The organism is Kamptonema animale CS-326 (assembly GCF_028330895.1).
Classification (GTDB): Bacteria; Cyanobacteriota; Cyanobacteriia; order Cyanobacteriales; family Microcoleaceae; genus Kamptonema; species Kamptonema formosum.
Genome location: NZ_JAQMUA010000391.1, coordinates 1 through 15,533 on the forward strand (window position 1 = coordinate 1; position 15,533 = coordinate 15,533).

13 protein-coding genes are annotated in these 15,533 nt (G+C 39.6%); 9 read left to right on the forward strand and 4 right to left on the reverse strand.

Annotation, left to right across the window (positions count from 1 at the left end):
• The first annotated feature begins 239 nt into the window (after positions 1-239).
• The gene (locus PN499_RS22975) at positions 240-2,081 is read left to right on the forward strand and encodes an alpha-amylase family glycosyl hydrolase (protein ID WP_272034960.1); all 1,842 of its coding nucleotides are present in this window, start codon (positions 240-242) and stop codon (positions 2,079-2,081) included.
• An 84-nt stretch (positions 2,082-2,165) separates the two neighbouring features.
• Here the strand turns inward: PN499_RS22975 and PN499_RS22980 are convergent, their stop codons facing one another.
• On the reverse strand, positions 2,166-5,144 hold the full coding sequence (locus PN499_RS22980; protein WP_272034962.1) for a UPF0182 family protein: 2,979 nt from the start codon (positions 5,142-5,144) through the stop codon (positions 2,166-2,168).
• A gap of 72 nt (positions 5,145-5,216) precedes the next feature.
• Here PN499_RS22980 and PN499_RS22985 point away from each other — a divergent pair, with 72 nt between their 5' ends.
• The 8 genes from PN499_RS22985 to PN499_RS23020 all read left to right on the forward strand — a co-directional run bounded on the left by PN499_RS22985 (position 5,217) and on the right by PN499_RS23020 (position 12,194).
• Positions 5,217-6,830, forward strand: coding sequence for an ArnT family glycosyltransferase (locus tag PN499_RS22985; protein WP_272034964.1), 1,614 nt, complete (start codon positions 5,217-5,219; stop codon positions 6,828-6,830).
• Between the two features lie 9 nt (positions 6,831-6,839).
• A complete protein-coding gene (locus tag PN499_RS22990) occupies positions 6,840-8,393 on the forward strand; it encodes a glycosyltransferase family 39 protein (RefSeq protein WP_272034966.1) in 1,554 nt (517 codons plus the stop codon).
• 102 nt (positions 8,394-8,495) lie between these two features.
• Positions 8,496-9,191 (forward strand): response regulator transcription factor NblR, encoded by a 696-nt coding sequence (gene nblR / locus PN499_RS22995; RefSeq protein ID WP_272034967.1) that lies wholly within the window; start codon positions 8,496-8,498, stop codon positions 9,189-9,191.
• Between the two features lie 136 nt (positions 9,192-9,327).
• A complete protein-coding gene (locus tag PN499_RS23000) occupies positions 9,328-9,864 on the forward strand; it encodes a DUF192 domain-containing protein (RefSeq protein WP_272034968.1) in 537 nt (178 codons plus the stop codon).
• Positions 9,865-10,379: 515 nt separating this feature from the next.
• Positions 10,380-10,550 (forward strand): hypothetical protein, encoded by a 171-nt coding sequence (locus PN499_RS23005; protein WP_272034969.1) that lies wholly within the window; start codon positions 10,380-10,382, stop codon positions 10,548-10,550.
• 46 nt (positions 10,551-10,596) lie between these two features.
• On the forward strand, positions 10,597-10,809 hold the full coding sequence (locus PN499_RS23010) for a DUF2949 domain-containing protein (protein WP_272034970.1): 213 nt from the start codon (positions 10,597-10,599) through the stop codon (positions 10,807-10,809).
• Between the two features lie 565 nt (positions 10,810-11,374).
• Positions 11,375-11,809 carry an ArsC/Spx/MgsR family protein gene (locus PN499_RS23015; protein WP_272034971.1) on the forward strand — a complete coding sequence of 145 codons (435 nt, stop codon included), beginning with the start codon at positions 11,375-11,377 and terminating at the stop codon, positions 11,807-11,809.
• Positions 11,810-11,855: 46 nt separating this feature from the next.
• On the forward strand, positions 11,856-12,194 hold the full coding sequence (locus PN499_RS23020) for a hypothetical protein (protein WP_272034972.1): 339 nt from the start codon (positions 11,856-11,858) through the stop codon (positions 12,192-12,194).
• Positions 12,195-12,308: 114 nt separating this feature from the next.
• Here the strand turns inward: PN499_RS23020 and PN499_RS23025 are convergent, their stop codons facing one another.
• The 3 genes from PN499_RS23025 to trpC all read right to left on the reverse strand — a co-directional run bounded on the left by PN499_RS23025 (position 12,309) and on the right by trpC (position 15,271).
• Positions 12,309-13,466: a pyridoxal-phosphate-dependent aminotransferase family protein gene (locus PN499_RS23025; RefSeq protein WP_272034973.1), complete on the reverse strand. Its 1,158-nt coding sequence runs from the start codon at positions 13,464-13,466 to the stop codon at positions 12,309-12,311.
• A gap of 183 nt (positions 13,467-13,649) precedes the next feature.
• Complete coding sequence (locus PN499_RS23030; RefSeq protein ID WP_272034974.1) at positions 13,650-13,913, reverse strand: DUF5340 domain-containing protein; 264 nt, start codon at positions 13,911-13,913, stop codon at positions 13,650-13,652.
• 464 nt (positions 13,914-14,377) lie between these two features.
• Positions 14,378-15,271, reverse strand: a complete 894-nt coding sequence (trpC, locus tag PN499_RS23035) for an indole-3-glycerol phosphate synthase TrpC (protein ID WP_272034976.1) — start codon at positions 15,269-15,271, stop codon at positions 14,378-14,380.
• Between the last annotated feature and the right edge of the window lie 262 nt (positions 15,272-15,533).

The following is a 15,533-nucleotide window of genomic DNA, read 5'->3' on the forward strand; positions in this document are numbered from 1 at the left end:
GGTCAAGTCACCGCCAAGATGGCGGCGTTACGTAATTAATTCATAAGTCAGATTAAAAATCTTAACTTCTGGCTTAAAAAATGAGATAAATCCATAATATCAGCTCTAAAAGTCTAAATGTTCAGTGGCTACACTCTAGTTAGGAATTGACAACTCTAGCAAAATATGCCACAATTTTACCTTTGAATTAGTACCAATGTCAAATTGAATTGCTATTCACATAGGAGGAAGTGCATACTGTGGTAGAAAAAACCTTAGCTGAATTAGATTTAGCATCTTTGCGTGCTAATCGCCAATTTTTCCCCTCTCCAGTAGCGTGGGAAGACCAAATACTTTACTTTTTGATGCTAGACCGCTTCTCGGATGGCAAAGAAAATGAATATAAAGATAATCAAGGGAACATCGTTAAAACAGGCCAAACTCCCATTTTCACTGAAAAAGATGCCGGCAATGCTATCAAAACTCCAGAAGATGCTCAGCGTTGGCGGGAAGCGGGGGTTAAATGGGTGGGTGGAAATCTTAAGGGACTCACGAGTAAAATAGGCTATTTAAAACGCTTGGGAGTAACGGCTTTGTGGGTGAGCCCGATTTTCAAGCAGGTTTCTTTTTACGAAAGCTATCACGGTTATGGCATTCAAAACTTTCTGGATGTCGATCCGAATTTTGGCACTCGCGAAGAGTTAAAAGCAATGGTCGAAGTAGCTCACCAGCATGGAATTTATGTGATTTTAGATATTATTTTAAACCATGCTGGTGATGTTTTTAGTTACGAGACTTCTAACCCCTATTGGCCCGGCCCTTATCCCGTAAAAGGGTTTCATGATAAAGAAGGGAAACCAACGATTCCTTTTGGGCCAGTTAATTTAGAAAAAAATCCAGAAGCGTGGCCAGATGGAGCAATTTGGCCGGCTGAATTCCAAGATCCATCTAATTTTACGCAAAAAGGTTACATCAGGAATTGGGATAATTATCCTGAATACATAGAAGGTGATTTCTTTAGCTTAAAAGACATTCATACTGGTCAAGGAAGTACGGATTTTTATGAGCCTTCTATCGGACTTATTAACCTGTGCGAAGTTTATAAATTTTGGATTGCTTATGCCGATATAGACGGCTTCCGCGTCGATACAGTAAAGCACATGGATCGAGGTGCTACTCGTTACTTTACTGAAGCTATTCACGAATTTTCTCAACTGCTTGGCAAAGAAAATTTCTACTTAATTGGTGAAATTACTGGAGGCCGTCAAAACGCATATTCGACTCTAGATGAAACTGGTCTAGACGCAGCTTTAGGTATTAGTGATATTCCAGATAAGCTCGCATATCTAGTCAAGGGATACCGCGATCCAAGTACCTATTTCTCCTTGTTTCGCAATTCACTTTTAATTAATAAAGGTTCTCATGTTTGGTTTAGAAACAAAGTTGTTACTATGTTTGATGACCACGACCAAGTAGAGAAAGGAAATAGCAAAGGTCGTTTTTGTGGTGGAGAAAATGGCGAAAAGGTTGTACTAAATGCTCTAGCTTTCAATGCGATGACTTTAGGCATCCCTTGTATTTACTATGGGAGCGAACAGTGTTTTAATGGTGGCGGAGATAGCGATCGCTACATCCGAGAAGCTATGTTTGGCGGAGAGTTTGGTTCATTTACAAGCCGAGATCGACACTTTTTCAATGAAGAGAATCGAGTCTATCAGGAATTAGCAAAAATACTGGAAATCAGGCAGCAAAAAATTACTCTGCGGCGGGGTCGTCAATATTTACGCCCTATTTCAGGAAACGGCATAGATTTTGGTTTACCCCGAATGCTAGGAAATGAGATTCGCTCCGTTGTTCCTTGGTCGCGATTGTTAGATAAAGATGAAATAGTTTTGGCAATAAATACTGACTACAATCAGCCGCTAACTGCCTGGGTAAATATCGATTATAACTTGCATAAAGTTGGCGATCGCTTTCAATGTATTTACTCAACTGACAAGGCGGAGATCGGTAATACAATAACAGTAGAGGAAAAAGGTGTTAAATGCTTTTTAGTTACAGTTCCTGCTGCTGGATTTGTAATTTATGAGCGGGTAATGTAGGTAATGTAAATTGGGTGAAGCACTAGCTTTACCCAAGCCTACTAAATTAAAAGTAAAAATGCAAAAATGCAACCGATGTAGTACTTACTGCAAGGCTGGATTCGTTCCCTCTACAGGCAGAACAATTGCAGGTTTACTAATAGGTTTACTAATGAAAATAGCCTTCAGTGCTTCATCGAGGTTTTCGCTCATGACGATGCGGTTTTCATAAGCAACAATTACTCTAACTAAAGTTGGCAAACTGTTCTCCGTAGCTTCTAAATATATCGGCTCCACATATAGCAAAGATTCTTCAATTGGAATCACTAATAAATTCCCTTGGACTGCCTTTGAACCTTGGCGATTCCACAGAGAAATCTGCTCGGAAATAGCTGGTTCTTGATTAATCAAAGCTTCAATTTGTTCGGGGCCGTAGACTAATCTCTGCTTAGGAAATTGGTAAAGTAGTAGTTTACCATAATTGTCTCCGTCAGAACGAGCGGCCAACCAAGCAATTAAATTATTACGACTTGCAGGTGTAAAAGGAAGCAACAAAACAAATTCTTCTGAAGTTTCTGTTGGTAACTTCATAATCAAATAATAAGGCTGGACAGGCTGTTGTTCGCTGCCATAAATTTCGTTAGGAACCCGCCACAAATCTTCGCGATTGTAAAATACTTGGGGGTCTTCCATGTGATAAGTGAGCAAACGTTCGGATTGAATGCTGAACAAATCTACTGGATAGCGAATATGAGTGCGGAGAGACACAGGCATTCGATCGAGGGTTTTGAAAAGTCCCGGAAAAATCGCAATCCAGCTATTAATAATGGGGTCAGACGGGTTGGCCACATAAAAATTTACTGAGCCATTGTAAGCATCAATTACTACTTTTACAGAGTTACGGATGTAATTAAATTGATTTTTACCTGGGTCTGAATAGGGGTAGCGATCGCTGACAGTATATGCGTCGATAATCCAGTAGAGATAGTTGTTTGCCTGAGAAATTTCTGATTTTATTTCTTCCTTATTTTGAGTAGGAGTAGTAGCATTTGCTACTACTAAATATGGGTCAATATCGTAGCGAAGGAAAGGTGCAATTGCACGTACTCGCTCTTTAATATTCCGGCGGAACAATACCTTAGTTTTGGGAGTAAAGTTACCAGTTAGTGCCATTTGCCAATTATTCAAATATTTAGCAAATAGCAATCTCCGCCACATAGAAGCAATCGGTATGCCACCGCTACCATCATAATTATTATAAACATTTTCATCTCCGCTCGGATAGTCAAGCTCCTTAACTTTCGTTGGTGCTATCACATCTGTATTGCTAATTTCACCATAATAAATTCGGGGTTTATCAATGGGAATACTTGCTCTAATCTCTTCGCTAGTTATTCCTAAAGTGCTCTTATTACCAGTTGTATTCTCAACGCCAATGTCCTTGACAAAATAGTTGGGCAAACCGCCTGTAGCAACTGTATTTACAGGAGAAAGAGTAAACCCATAACCGTGAGTATAAACTAAATTTTCGTTCAGCCAAGTCTGAGCTTGTTGCGGTACTGTCTCGTAGTCTAACTCGCGTGCCGAGATGATTACTTGTTGCCTTTCAGCATTTTCTTTTCCTTCTTCATCTTTTTTAACTGTGTAACGATCGATATCAGCATCAGCAAATTTATAGTAGGGGCGAATTTGTTGCAATTGCCTATTTGTTTGCAACAGCGGACGTTTATCCCAGAGGCGAATATTCTTAATAGTAAGCTGATTTTTTTCGAGATCGGCGTAGGTAAGTTTACTTTCAGGAACGAAAGTTTTTACTTCTAGTCTTTTTAAGTCGAATGCCTGTTGTGTAAAATCTATACTTCGCTTGATATATAACTGCTCTCGTGCTAGTTCGTTGGGTTGAACTCCCAGTCTTTGTACTACTTCGGGGCCTACTAAAGTTATGGCAAAGTTGACAATTAAAAAGGCTAAGATTATAAATTTTAAACTTTTATTTTTATGTTTAAATTTTACGCATTGAAAAAACAAGAAAATACTCGTAATTATTGCTAATATACTTAAAATTGTATAGCCAGGAAGCTGTACTGTCACGTCAGTATAACTTGCACCATAGGTAACACTTTGTTGAGAATAGAGTAACTCATAACGAGCTAACCAATAGCGAAATGCTATAACGAGCATTACAGTTCCCCCCAGACCGTACAAGTGGCGCTGTTGTTGTGTAGAAAAGCCATGAAAAATTCCATCACTTAGACTATTTCCTGACAGCAAATAGAGGAGAGTGCAAGATAGTAATCCATACAAAAATAACGCAGTAGCCCCAAATGCAATAAGTTGTAAAATTGGTAGGGTAAAGACGTAAAAGCTAAGATCGAGGTTAAAGAGTGGTTCAGTAATTTTAAAGGTGGTAGGTTGTAAATATTGCAATACTTTTGCCCAGTGGTTAGAGGCAATTAAAGCCAAGGCTAAACTCATTAATAAAGCTAAAGCGTTCACCCAAAATTGAGGGTAAATAGTGAAAAGAATACTCAATGTTAGCAAGGCCCCTAACTGCCACCAATTAAACAATAAATGTCTTGCCATTTCTCCGAATGACTCAATTCTAAATTCAATTGGCAAGGAAAGTAAAGTATTAGCCAAGCTGATATCTATATTCCAAAATCTTACAGCGATTTTTCCGTAGTAAAGTATAAGCAAACTTATTAATAAGCTCAATCCGACGGCTAACAATATTAGCCAGGTTAATTTAATTTGTTGCTTGTTTTTTTTGTTGTTACTTAATAAGGAGGTATTTGTGAAATTACGGGTTAAGCTTTTCCTTTTTATTTCCCTCTCTCTATCTTGATTTGAAGGGTATTTTAGCCGATTTGCTAAGGCTAAATTACCTACCCAAAAGCTAGAGGTAACAGCTAAAGTAAAAACGAACAAGACCCATTCCGTTATTACTCTACGCCAAAATACTGACAGATAGCCAACTTCCTCAAACCAGAGAACTTCTGCCACAATATAGGATACGAACTCAAAAACTAGCCAAAGTCCGATTGAGAATAAAATAGCTTGGAAAATTAGTTTCTTGAAAGTCATTAATTTTGACGGAATCAGTTATATGATAATTTTACTAATTTATTGCCGATTTTCTAGAGAGGAAGGTTTAACTTGAGGTTTTGGGTCAAATCACACAATCAAATCGCGATCGCCCTGATTATACTATTACTTTTCAGCTTTTGCCTCAACACTTGCGGCATCTGGTGGGGCTTGCCAAGTTTTAGCGGCTGGGCCGCTGACGAGCTCATACCTTTGCGAGTGCTAGAAGGTATGGAGAAAGGTTTTTCCAATGGTTGGCATTATAAATACCCTCCTGTTCACTTTTATATTTTAGCTGTATTTTACTCCCCAGTTTGGTTATTACACAAGTTAAATATTATTGATATTTACAGTTTGCCAGCTTACACCTTTCTTTTCTACATAGGTCGATTTCTGACTGTGTTCATGGGTTCTGCTCTTCTACTGATTATCTATTTGTGTGGTCTAGAAATTTACGATCGAAAGTCTTCTTTTTTTGCTGTCCTGATTACCGCCTTAAGCGTTCCCTTAATCTATTATTCTAAAACAATTAACTTAGAAGTCCCCTATCTTTTGTGGGTAATGCTATCTTTACTATTTTATCTAAAATTATTAAAACATCACCGCCTTAAAGATTATCTTTTATTTGCTCTAACTGCTGCTATCGCTGTTTGTACTAAAGACCAAGCTTATGCCTTTTATCTGCTCACTCCTATATTTATTATTGTCGAACATCATCGCTATCTGAAGCAGGATAATCCAGATATTACTCTTAAGGATTCTTTGACTGACAAAAGAATTATTTTGTCTCTTGCTGTAGGTATTGGAGCCTTTTTATTATTACAAAATATCATCTTCAACCTGCCAGGTTTTTTAAAGCACGTCAAGTTAATCACCGCAGGTGGAGGGAGTATTCGTCCTAGATACGAGCAAAGTATTGTCGGTCAATTACAAATGTTTCGCCAGACTCTAACTCATCTCAGGTTTTCTCTGGGGTGCCCAACTTATATTATGTGCTTGTTAGGATTTACGAGTATATTATATCGCCTCAAAAATAACTATTTACTTGCCTCTCTATTAGTACCTACAATATCATACTACCTATTTTATGTCTGTGTGGTATGGTATAATAATGTTCGCTACTTAATGCCCTTAGCAATAATTTTAGCTTTGTGCGGTGGTAAATTTTTAGGAGAATTTTTAAATCCAGAGAAAAACTTATTTAAGGGTAAAGCTATATTAGTTACCGCTCTATTTATTTATACATTTGCGTATGGATTTTCGGTGAATATTTTGATGATGCAAGACTCTAGATACTACGTCGAACAATGGATGCAGCAAAACATAGATAAAAATGCTTTAATTGTAAATACTGGGGGTAACAAGTATTCACCCAGATTAGATCGTTTCCGCTCTGAAGATGTAGATGCTCCTTCACTAGAACTTTTATCGACAAAAAAACCAGAATATGTTATTGTCAGCAGTGGCTATGATATTCGTAGGTTTGAAAAAAACGCCCCAGAATACGCATTTTTTGATAATCTTAACAAAGAAATCAACTACAAGTTAGTATTGAAATATCAATCTCAGCCTAAGTGGAATCTTTTCGATCGGCAAGAGTTAAGCTATCGGGATTTGGATAAAATGTATATCTATTCAAATATTGATAAAATCAACCCAGAAATAACAATTTTCAAGAGAAAGTAAATAAAGAACATGACAAAAAAAAATGCGTTTAAATCCCATATAAATAAAAGCTTGTTGCTAATTATTATACTAGCAGCTTTACTGAGAATAGCCTTTCTAGGAACAGCACCCATATCCTTTTCTGTAGATGAAGCTTCCAATGGCTATGATACTTATTCTATCATGGAAACAATGCGCGATCGCTATGGTGTCTTCCTGCCTTTTTTCACCAAAGCTTTAAGCGATTATCGCGAAACTTTATATATATTTCTCACTATTCCTATAGTCAAATTTTTCGGTCTAAATGAGTTTGCGATTAGATTACCTTCAGCACTCATTGGCACTCTCACCGTCCCCGTTGTTTACTACTTAACTAAAGAATGTTTTAACAATAAAAAAATAGCTCTTTTGTCGGCTTTATTATTTGCTATTAGTCCCTGGCATATCTTTTTCAGTAGATTAGCTTTTAGAGCTATATTACTTCCTTTTCTCTTTAGCTTAGCAGTCTTACTATTCATCAAAAGTTTTAAGAAACCTAACTATTTACCTCTAAGCGCTTTAATTTTCGGCTTAAGTCTTTACACTTACTCTTCCGCTAGAGGTTTTGTACCACCTTTCATGTTAATTTTAACAATTATCTTCTGGCGACATTTCTGGAATAATCGGCGACAAACTTTGATGGCACTTTCAATTTTTATGGTGATTTTTATTCCCATGTTTATGTTTTGGATAACTCCAGAAGGCATGGCAAGAGCAACAACGACAGGGATGCAAACAAATCTTTTCAGTATTATTAAAAATTACCTCTCTTATTTCGATCCCGGATTTCTTTTTATTAATGGAGATCCCAACCCTCGCCGCAGCGTTTCGGGAGTAGGAGTGGGAGAACTTTATCTTTTTGAATTGGCAACTGTTTTAGCCGGAATTTACTTTTTATCTAAAACTAAAACTAAAGAGCGGAGTATCCTTTTACTATGGCTATTTCTCTATCCCATGCCAGCAGCGGCGATCGATTCCGCTCATGCTATTCGTGCAATTGTAGGTGTACCCCTATTTTCGATTCTCTCAGGTTACGGTCTTTTTCAGATTAGCAGTTTAGTGAGTTCTGAGAGAAAAAAGTATTTTAAGTGGATATCAATTGCAATCGTAACTGCCAGCTTCACAGCCTTTTTAAATTTTTACTTTAATTATTCTCAGTACATTATTGCCAACACTTCTAAAAATTGGCAATATGGCATGAAGGAAGCTATTAATTTCGCGGAAACAAGCTCCTACAATTGCACTATAGTCAGCGACAAGTTTTGGCGACCAAATATTTATATTTTATTCTATACCAAATATCCTCCCACAGAACACCAAAAAGCGCCCATTGAACCCGATGTAACCACAGGCTATTCCCTTGGTAAATATCAAATAAGTTCAATTTCACAAACCCAAATTTTGAGCGGTCAATGCTTATTTATAATTCAACCAAATGAGCTTAAAGAAATCCTGGGTAAAGGAGCAACGGTACGCGAGATAAAATCGATCGCAACTCTGGATGGGGTTGAAAAAATTAAATTAGTAGAAGTAAATGTATCTTAGTAAAGATGGTGGAATTAATTATTAAGTATTATGTCTCTATTCTTTGCACCTAATTGCTTTAAACGTGCTACTATAACTGATAGTCTACACCGCGCAATTCCGATGAGAGCACTCACCCTTGACCGCAATCCCTGTGTCCTATTGGTTGAAACGGACGAAGCTCTAGCTCAGCAGGTCAGTCTGGACTTAAAATCATCTGGCTATGAGCCTGTGGTGGCGACGGATATCGCTGGCGGTCAACATCTGGCTGCTGAACTCCAACCTGCTTTGATCGTAATCGATCGGATGATGCCGGGAGAAGCTGGATTGACTCTGTGTAACCATCTTAGAAATACTGGTAATAGAGTCCCCGTACTTTTGTTAATGGCTCGTGATACGGTTGAAGATCGGGTGGCGTGTTTAGAATGTGGGGCTGATGACTATTTTCTTAAGCCTTATCGGACGGAAGAATTTTTGCAGTTAGTACGTCTTTATTTGCAGCCTGATACAACTGAAGTTGAAGAATTAAGGTTTGGTGAGTTGGTGTTAGATTTGTCTACAAGGCGAGCTTTTCGTAATGGTCGGGGAATCGACTTGACGATGAAGGAATATGAGTTACTTAAATATTTAATGGAACATTCTCGCGAAGTGCTGACTCGCGAACAAATTCTGGAAAACGTTTGGGGTTACGATTTTTTGGGTGAGTCGAATGTGATTGAAGTTTATATTCGCTATTTGCGTCTGAAAATTGAAGATGAAGGAGAAAAACGTTTGATTCAAACTGTACGTGGTGTGGGCTACGTTCTGCGAGAAGCTTAATTTGTTAGTGGTTGCTATCACCACTAACAAATTATTGGTAACACCGCCATCTTGGTGGTAAGAATATCGCCAAGATGGGGCATTACATAAATAAGGCGTAGGTTTTGAACTAACAACTAACAACTAACTAATTTATATGAAATATCCGATCGGATTGCTTGCTCTTGGGTGCAGCTTATTATTAATCTCTTGTTCGTCCGTAGATGCTTCGAGTACCCTGGCGAAAAGTTCCACGTCTCCAACTCCACAGGAGACAAATTTGGGTCAAATGCTCCCAATTACTGCCAAGGCTAATATAGCTGGTTCTATGATTAACCTGGAAGTAACTAATACTCCTGAAGAGCAGGCTATGGGTCTAATGTACAGGACTTCTTTAGCCGACGATCGCGGGATGCTGTTCTCATTTAATCCGCCGCGACGAGTTGCTTTTTGGATGAAAAATTGCAAGATATCGCTGGATATGATTTTCCTACAAGATGGGGTGGTAAGAGCGATCGCCCGTAATTCGCCTCCCTGTACTGCTGAACCCTGTCCCACCTATGACTCCACAACCTCTGTCGATCGAGTGATTGAACTTCGGGGGGGTCGCGCTGCTGAACTCGGCGTTAAAGTGGGCGATCGCATTACTATCCAGTTTTTGGGCTCTAATTCCCCCACCAAGCCGAATCCTTAAAATTTCTTTACAAAAATTAATCAAAATTGTTGGAATTTTAATCTTCAAGGCTAGGCAGAAGCCAAAAAATTTGCTAATCTATCAATCCTAGCCTTGATAACGGTAAGCTTGTTTTCCTCAAAAGTTGGTTTTTTCCTAGGTGTGAGAGACGAGTCAACAGTCCAGTGCTAACTTTAGATCCATTTCGCGATCGACGGTTAGCGGAGCGAGCAACAGCAATTCTAAGCAAAAGCCCCGAATTTTCTTCTGCTACGGCTAAATTTGTCTGAAGTAGGAGTGATGGAGCAAAGTTTGGTTAAGTTAGCAGGTTGGGGTTTAAGTGGAACAGTGGTTCTACTAAATAGGTCAGGACTTAGGCAGAGATACCTCAAAATACCCCTTAAAAATGGAAAATTTGAATTTTTCCCATTTTTTAACAGGAGAATCTGAAAAGCCTCCTTTTTAAGGAGGTTCTGGTATCTATAAAATGCCTAAGTCCTAATAGGTAAAATTTTACGGATTCTGTAGCTTAGCAGATGAAGTTAATCGCTGAACCTGTTTTAGTGAGTTTAGGAAGCAAAACTTATCTTCGTTCTTGCTGCAATCGCGATCGCAAAACGGCTTCAATTTTAGCCAAAAGCTTAGCAGATGTTTCAGCAGTTGATAGACAAAATAAAAACTGTCCAATCCGCACTCAAACATATTAGGTCGATCTCACACAATGGTGTCTAACACAGGGAGATGTAAGTCACGATGGCACCCGCTACATATACTCGATTAATTCGCTTTTTACAAGAAGATTTAGCTATTTCTCCTGCTTCTATTGCTGTCGCCGAACGCGCTGGCAGTCCTCAGTATAGGAATAACGAGCGAGATCCTCACTCTCTGCCAATGGTTCTCTGGCAGTACGGTTTGGTGACACTAGAACAGTTAGATAAAATCTTTGATTGGCTAGCAAGAGCTTAATATTTTGGTCTGTACTTTATCAACCTGCAATCTACTGTAATTGCTAATGGCTAATTGCTAATGGCCAATGGCTAATTGCTAATTGCTAATTGCTAATTGCTAATTGCTAACTATATTAGGACTTACGCTCATAGCTCCAGAAACCGGGTTTTTGAGAGAATCTGTGGGTGCGGGCGAAGTATTTTCGTAAAAAACCCGGTTTCTTTGGTTGGCTGCGTAACTCCTGTATATTTTAGTTCTATAAGTAGTCGGATATAAATAAACGTAAAATACTCGTACCCTTACCTAAAAATAATTTGAGAACTTGACTGTAAGCAGGCTACAGTTTACGAGTACATCCTTAATTGCTAAATGCTAATTCAGAATCCAGTGTGATACCAATATAGTTTGTAAGTGAGAAAGATTAGGGTTACTGTAGTCTCCTTCAGGTCTTTTGGAATCCATGAGTCGCTCTCCAAAACCTAAGCAATCGTACTAGAGCAAGTCAAGCTAACTAGCTTGACTTGCTATGCCCAACAGGTGCGTAATACTTTGTAAACTTGATTAAGGATAAAGAGGAAATCCAATGGCTACTGTTATTTTCTACGAAAAACCAGGATGCAAAAATAACACAAAGCAAAAAGCTTTGTTGCAAGCAGCAGGACATACCCTTGAAGCTCATAATTTGCTGACTACCGCCTGGACAATAGAAACTCTACGTCCATTTTTTGGGGATTTACCAGTTTTAGAATGGTTTAATTATACCGCCCCTCGGATTAAATCCGGGGAAATTATTCCCGCCGAATTGAATACAGAAAAGGCATTGAATCTGATGATTAATGACCCCCTGCTGATTCGTCGTCCGCTTATGCAAGTTGGCGATCGCCGGGAAGTTGGTTTTGAGCGGGATAAAATTGCTAGCTGGATTGGTTTAGAAGCAGCAGATGCCTCTGGGCAAATTGTTCGAGATCGATTGATTGAGCAAGATTTACAAACTTGTCCTAATAGCCATCAATCGTAGCCTAAGCGCCCCTATATTCTCTTTCTCATTTATTGAGGATTTTTTTATGAAAACGTCCATATTTCCCCCTGACGATCTTGCTCCCATTCCAACATCCCTAGATCGAATCTTGCAGTCACAGCTTGAGGAAGCTGTGAGTTACTATTTCTATGCAGGTTGCGATCGCATCACGCAGACCATCTTAAGTCAGTGTCAGTGGTCAATAGAAACTCTGAATGTACCAACATTGACGATTACCTGTCCTAATGCTGAAACATATTGGCATCTTGTTGGCAACATTAAAGGTATCAGTGATTATTTATCGCGCGTAACTCGTCCCAGCAGAATTGAGGTGCTTCCTAAAGACAAGAAAAATTTCTACTTTGAAGTTGAAATTGGTGCATGAGTCGGGAACAAGTAATGCCTTTTTCCTTCTTCCTTCTACTTAGAACGGGGAAAATTCACCTTAAATTTGTAGGGAGACAACAAGGAGCATTGCTGTCTCCCTAATGGTATTTAATTAAGATTCAGACAAAACTTTAGCAGCAGCGGCAATACCAGCACCAGAAATAAAGCCTTCATAACCTAATTCTCGGAGAACTGTTTCTAAGGCAGAAATAGCGGCAAGAATATCGCGATCGCACACAAATCCCAAATGACCAATACGGAAGATTTTACCCTTCAAATGGTCTTGACCATCAGCCAGGACAATATCAAACCGCTTTTTCATCAGCGATCGCACTTTTTGAGCATCTACCTCTGCGGGTGGTGCCACTGCTGTAATCGCTGGACTTGCGGCCCCGTCAGCAGCCAATAAACCCAGACCTAAAGCTTTCACCGCTGCATGGGTAGTTTTCATCAATCGCTGGTGACGTGCAAACACATTTTCTAATCCCTCCGCCTTCATCATCCGCAGAGTTACTTGCAGACCAAAAAACATATTCACTGGCGGGGTGAAAGGAGTCGTATTTTTAGCAGCATCTTTGCGGTACTTGCCTAAATCCAGATAAAAACGCGGCAATTTAGCAGTTTTATAAGCTTCCCAAGCTTTGGGACTGACGGCGACAAAACCCAAACCGGGGGGAATCATATAAGCTTTCTGAGAACCAGAAGCAATTACGTCAATTCCCCACTCATCCATCGGTACGTTAGCGGCCCCTAAACTGGTGACGGCATCGACCATAATTAAAGCTTCACCGTGTGCTTTTACGTGGCGGTTGATGGTTTCCAAGTCGTTGAGAACGCCTGTAGAAGTTTCTGAGTGGGTGATGATAACGGCTTTAATTTCTTTGTTGGTATCTGCTTCTAATTTCTCGCGGAATTTTTCTGGATCGAGGGGTTGACCCCATTCTGCGGTGATGATTTCAGCATTTAAGCCGTAAGCTTGGGCGACTTCACCCCAACGTTCCCCGAATTTACCATTATTACCGACAAGGACGCGATCGCCTGCACTTAAGAAATTAATTATCCCTGCTTCCATCGCGCCAGTGCCGGAAACAGTTAAACTTAGTACGTCGCTCTTAGTTTGGTGTAGCCATTTTAGGTTCTCAGTACACTCTGCAAAGATCGCATCAAATTCGCTGCTACGGTGGCCCATCGGGTGCTTGGCCATTGCCAGTAATGCTGCTTCTGGTACTGGCGTGGGGCCAGGAATCATCAGCATTAACTTGTTATCCATGATGTTGTCTGTCCTAATTCAATCGTTAGTAACTATAGCAATCCTAAATCAGTTTTTGTATAAATTATCGTTAAAAAAACATTCAATTTATAATTTTTTGATTAGAAATTATTGATGATTGCCATAGCGATTATAAATCAAAAATCAAACAATTCTTAGTATTTAATCTTTAATTTTTAATCTTTAATCTTTAATTTTTACTTCTCCCTCAACTGACTCAGCTTTGATTGCATTGAGCGACCAGAGGTATTCTACTGGTAAGTTAGAGCGTTTGCAACTTTCTTCGAGTTGCTTTTGCTGAGCGACGGCTTTGCGGAGGGTGACTATCAGTTGTTGGACTTGTTCTTGCTGCGGAGATTTTAGGCTGACAGCGAACAGTGTTTTGCGCTCTAGAAGTTGCAGTAATAGTTCATAATGTATGTGGGAAGGAAGGGGAATTTGCTCCATGAAAGCCGATCTACCTCAATTCATAATTGGTAATTGATAATTGGTAATTGGTAATTGGTAATTGGTAATTGGTAATTGGTAATTGGTAATTGGGATACACAGATTTTACAGATTCCTCTGATTTCACAGACTAAACGATCGTGACTCTAACTAATCCGTGTAATCCGCGTAATCGGTAAAATCCGTGTTCATCATTGGTAATTGGTAATTGCTAAAGTAAACGTTATAGCTTGTAGGGTGGGCGATCGCGACCAAAAAATTGTAACTTATAGCTAAATCTAATTAAAAATTAAAAGTTAAAAATTAAAAAGAAAATTAATTAAATTTTTAATTTTTAATTTTTAATTTTTAATTCTTGAGAGAGGCGATCGCTCTTCCTTCTCCTATTAATTGCCATGACAATCGCAAGAATAGGATTGGATATTACCACCTATTACCAGAATCTTAGCTCTTTGTCAAGACTCTTAGGTGGCTGGGCGGGTAAGTTTTGTTAAAGCTTGGGCAATATCGGGCTGTTTCACTAGAGATTCGCCGATGAGGACGGCTTGAGCCCCAGCACTAACCACGAGGGCTAAGTCTGCGGGTACGTGCAATCCTGACTCGCTCACAACTAAGATATCGCGATCGCGGATTTCGCTACCCCGTGCGGCTAAAAGTTGGCTGGTAGTTTCCAGATTGACGGTAAAATCTTCGAGGTTGCGGTTGTTAATGCCTATGAGGTTTACGCCTTCTATGGTCAATACGCGATCTAGTTCTTCGAGGGTGTGAACTTCGATTAGTGCTGTCATCCCCAGAGCTTTGACAATTTTGACAAAATACTGTATGTCTTTGTCAGAAAGGATGGAGGCGATTAGCAGTACGGCATCGGCTCCTCGGACGCGGGCGAGGTAAATTTGGTAAGGATAGATCAGGAAATCTTTGCAAAGTAGGGGCACTTCAACGGTCGAGCGAACAATTGCTAAGTTATCGAAACTACCTTGAAAGAATTTTACATCGGTGAGGACGGATATGCAGCTAGCGCCGCCTTGTTGGTAGGCAAGTGCGATCGCGGCGGGGTCAAAATCTTCTCTAATTACGCCTTTGCTGGGGGAAGCTTTTTTGACTTCAGCGATGACAGCGGGTTTAGTTTTGCTATGGCGCAGCGCGGCTAGGAAATCGCGGGGAGGGGATATTTTAGCTGCTTGTTTTTGGAGCTCGGCTAAGGGAGTGCGATCGCGCATCTGGGCAACTTCTATTTCTTTTTGCCAGACTATTTCTTCTAGGATGTGGCGGGGTTTGTCATCGGGTACTGCTACCTGGTAGCTGAGGTAGAGTACGGACACGGCTGGGTTGGGGCGACGGCGGCGGATTTCAATCATAGATATCTAGTTTACCAGGCGATCGCAACAGGTTTCAACGTATTTTAGGGAAATTTGCAAGATTATTATAGATATAGGGAAATAATCTATAAAGAGTTTATTGTCGCGTGAATAACTGAATAATTAGGGCTTGCTGAATAAGTTAGAAAAAATCGCGATCGCGTAGCCAGCCGCAGCCATCGCACTTGATGGGCAATTCAAGCTCGGTCAAACATAACTTTTTGTTGACTATAACTTGCCCAAGTATAGCTTTTAATAATCA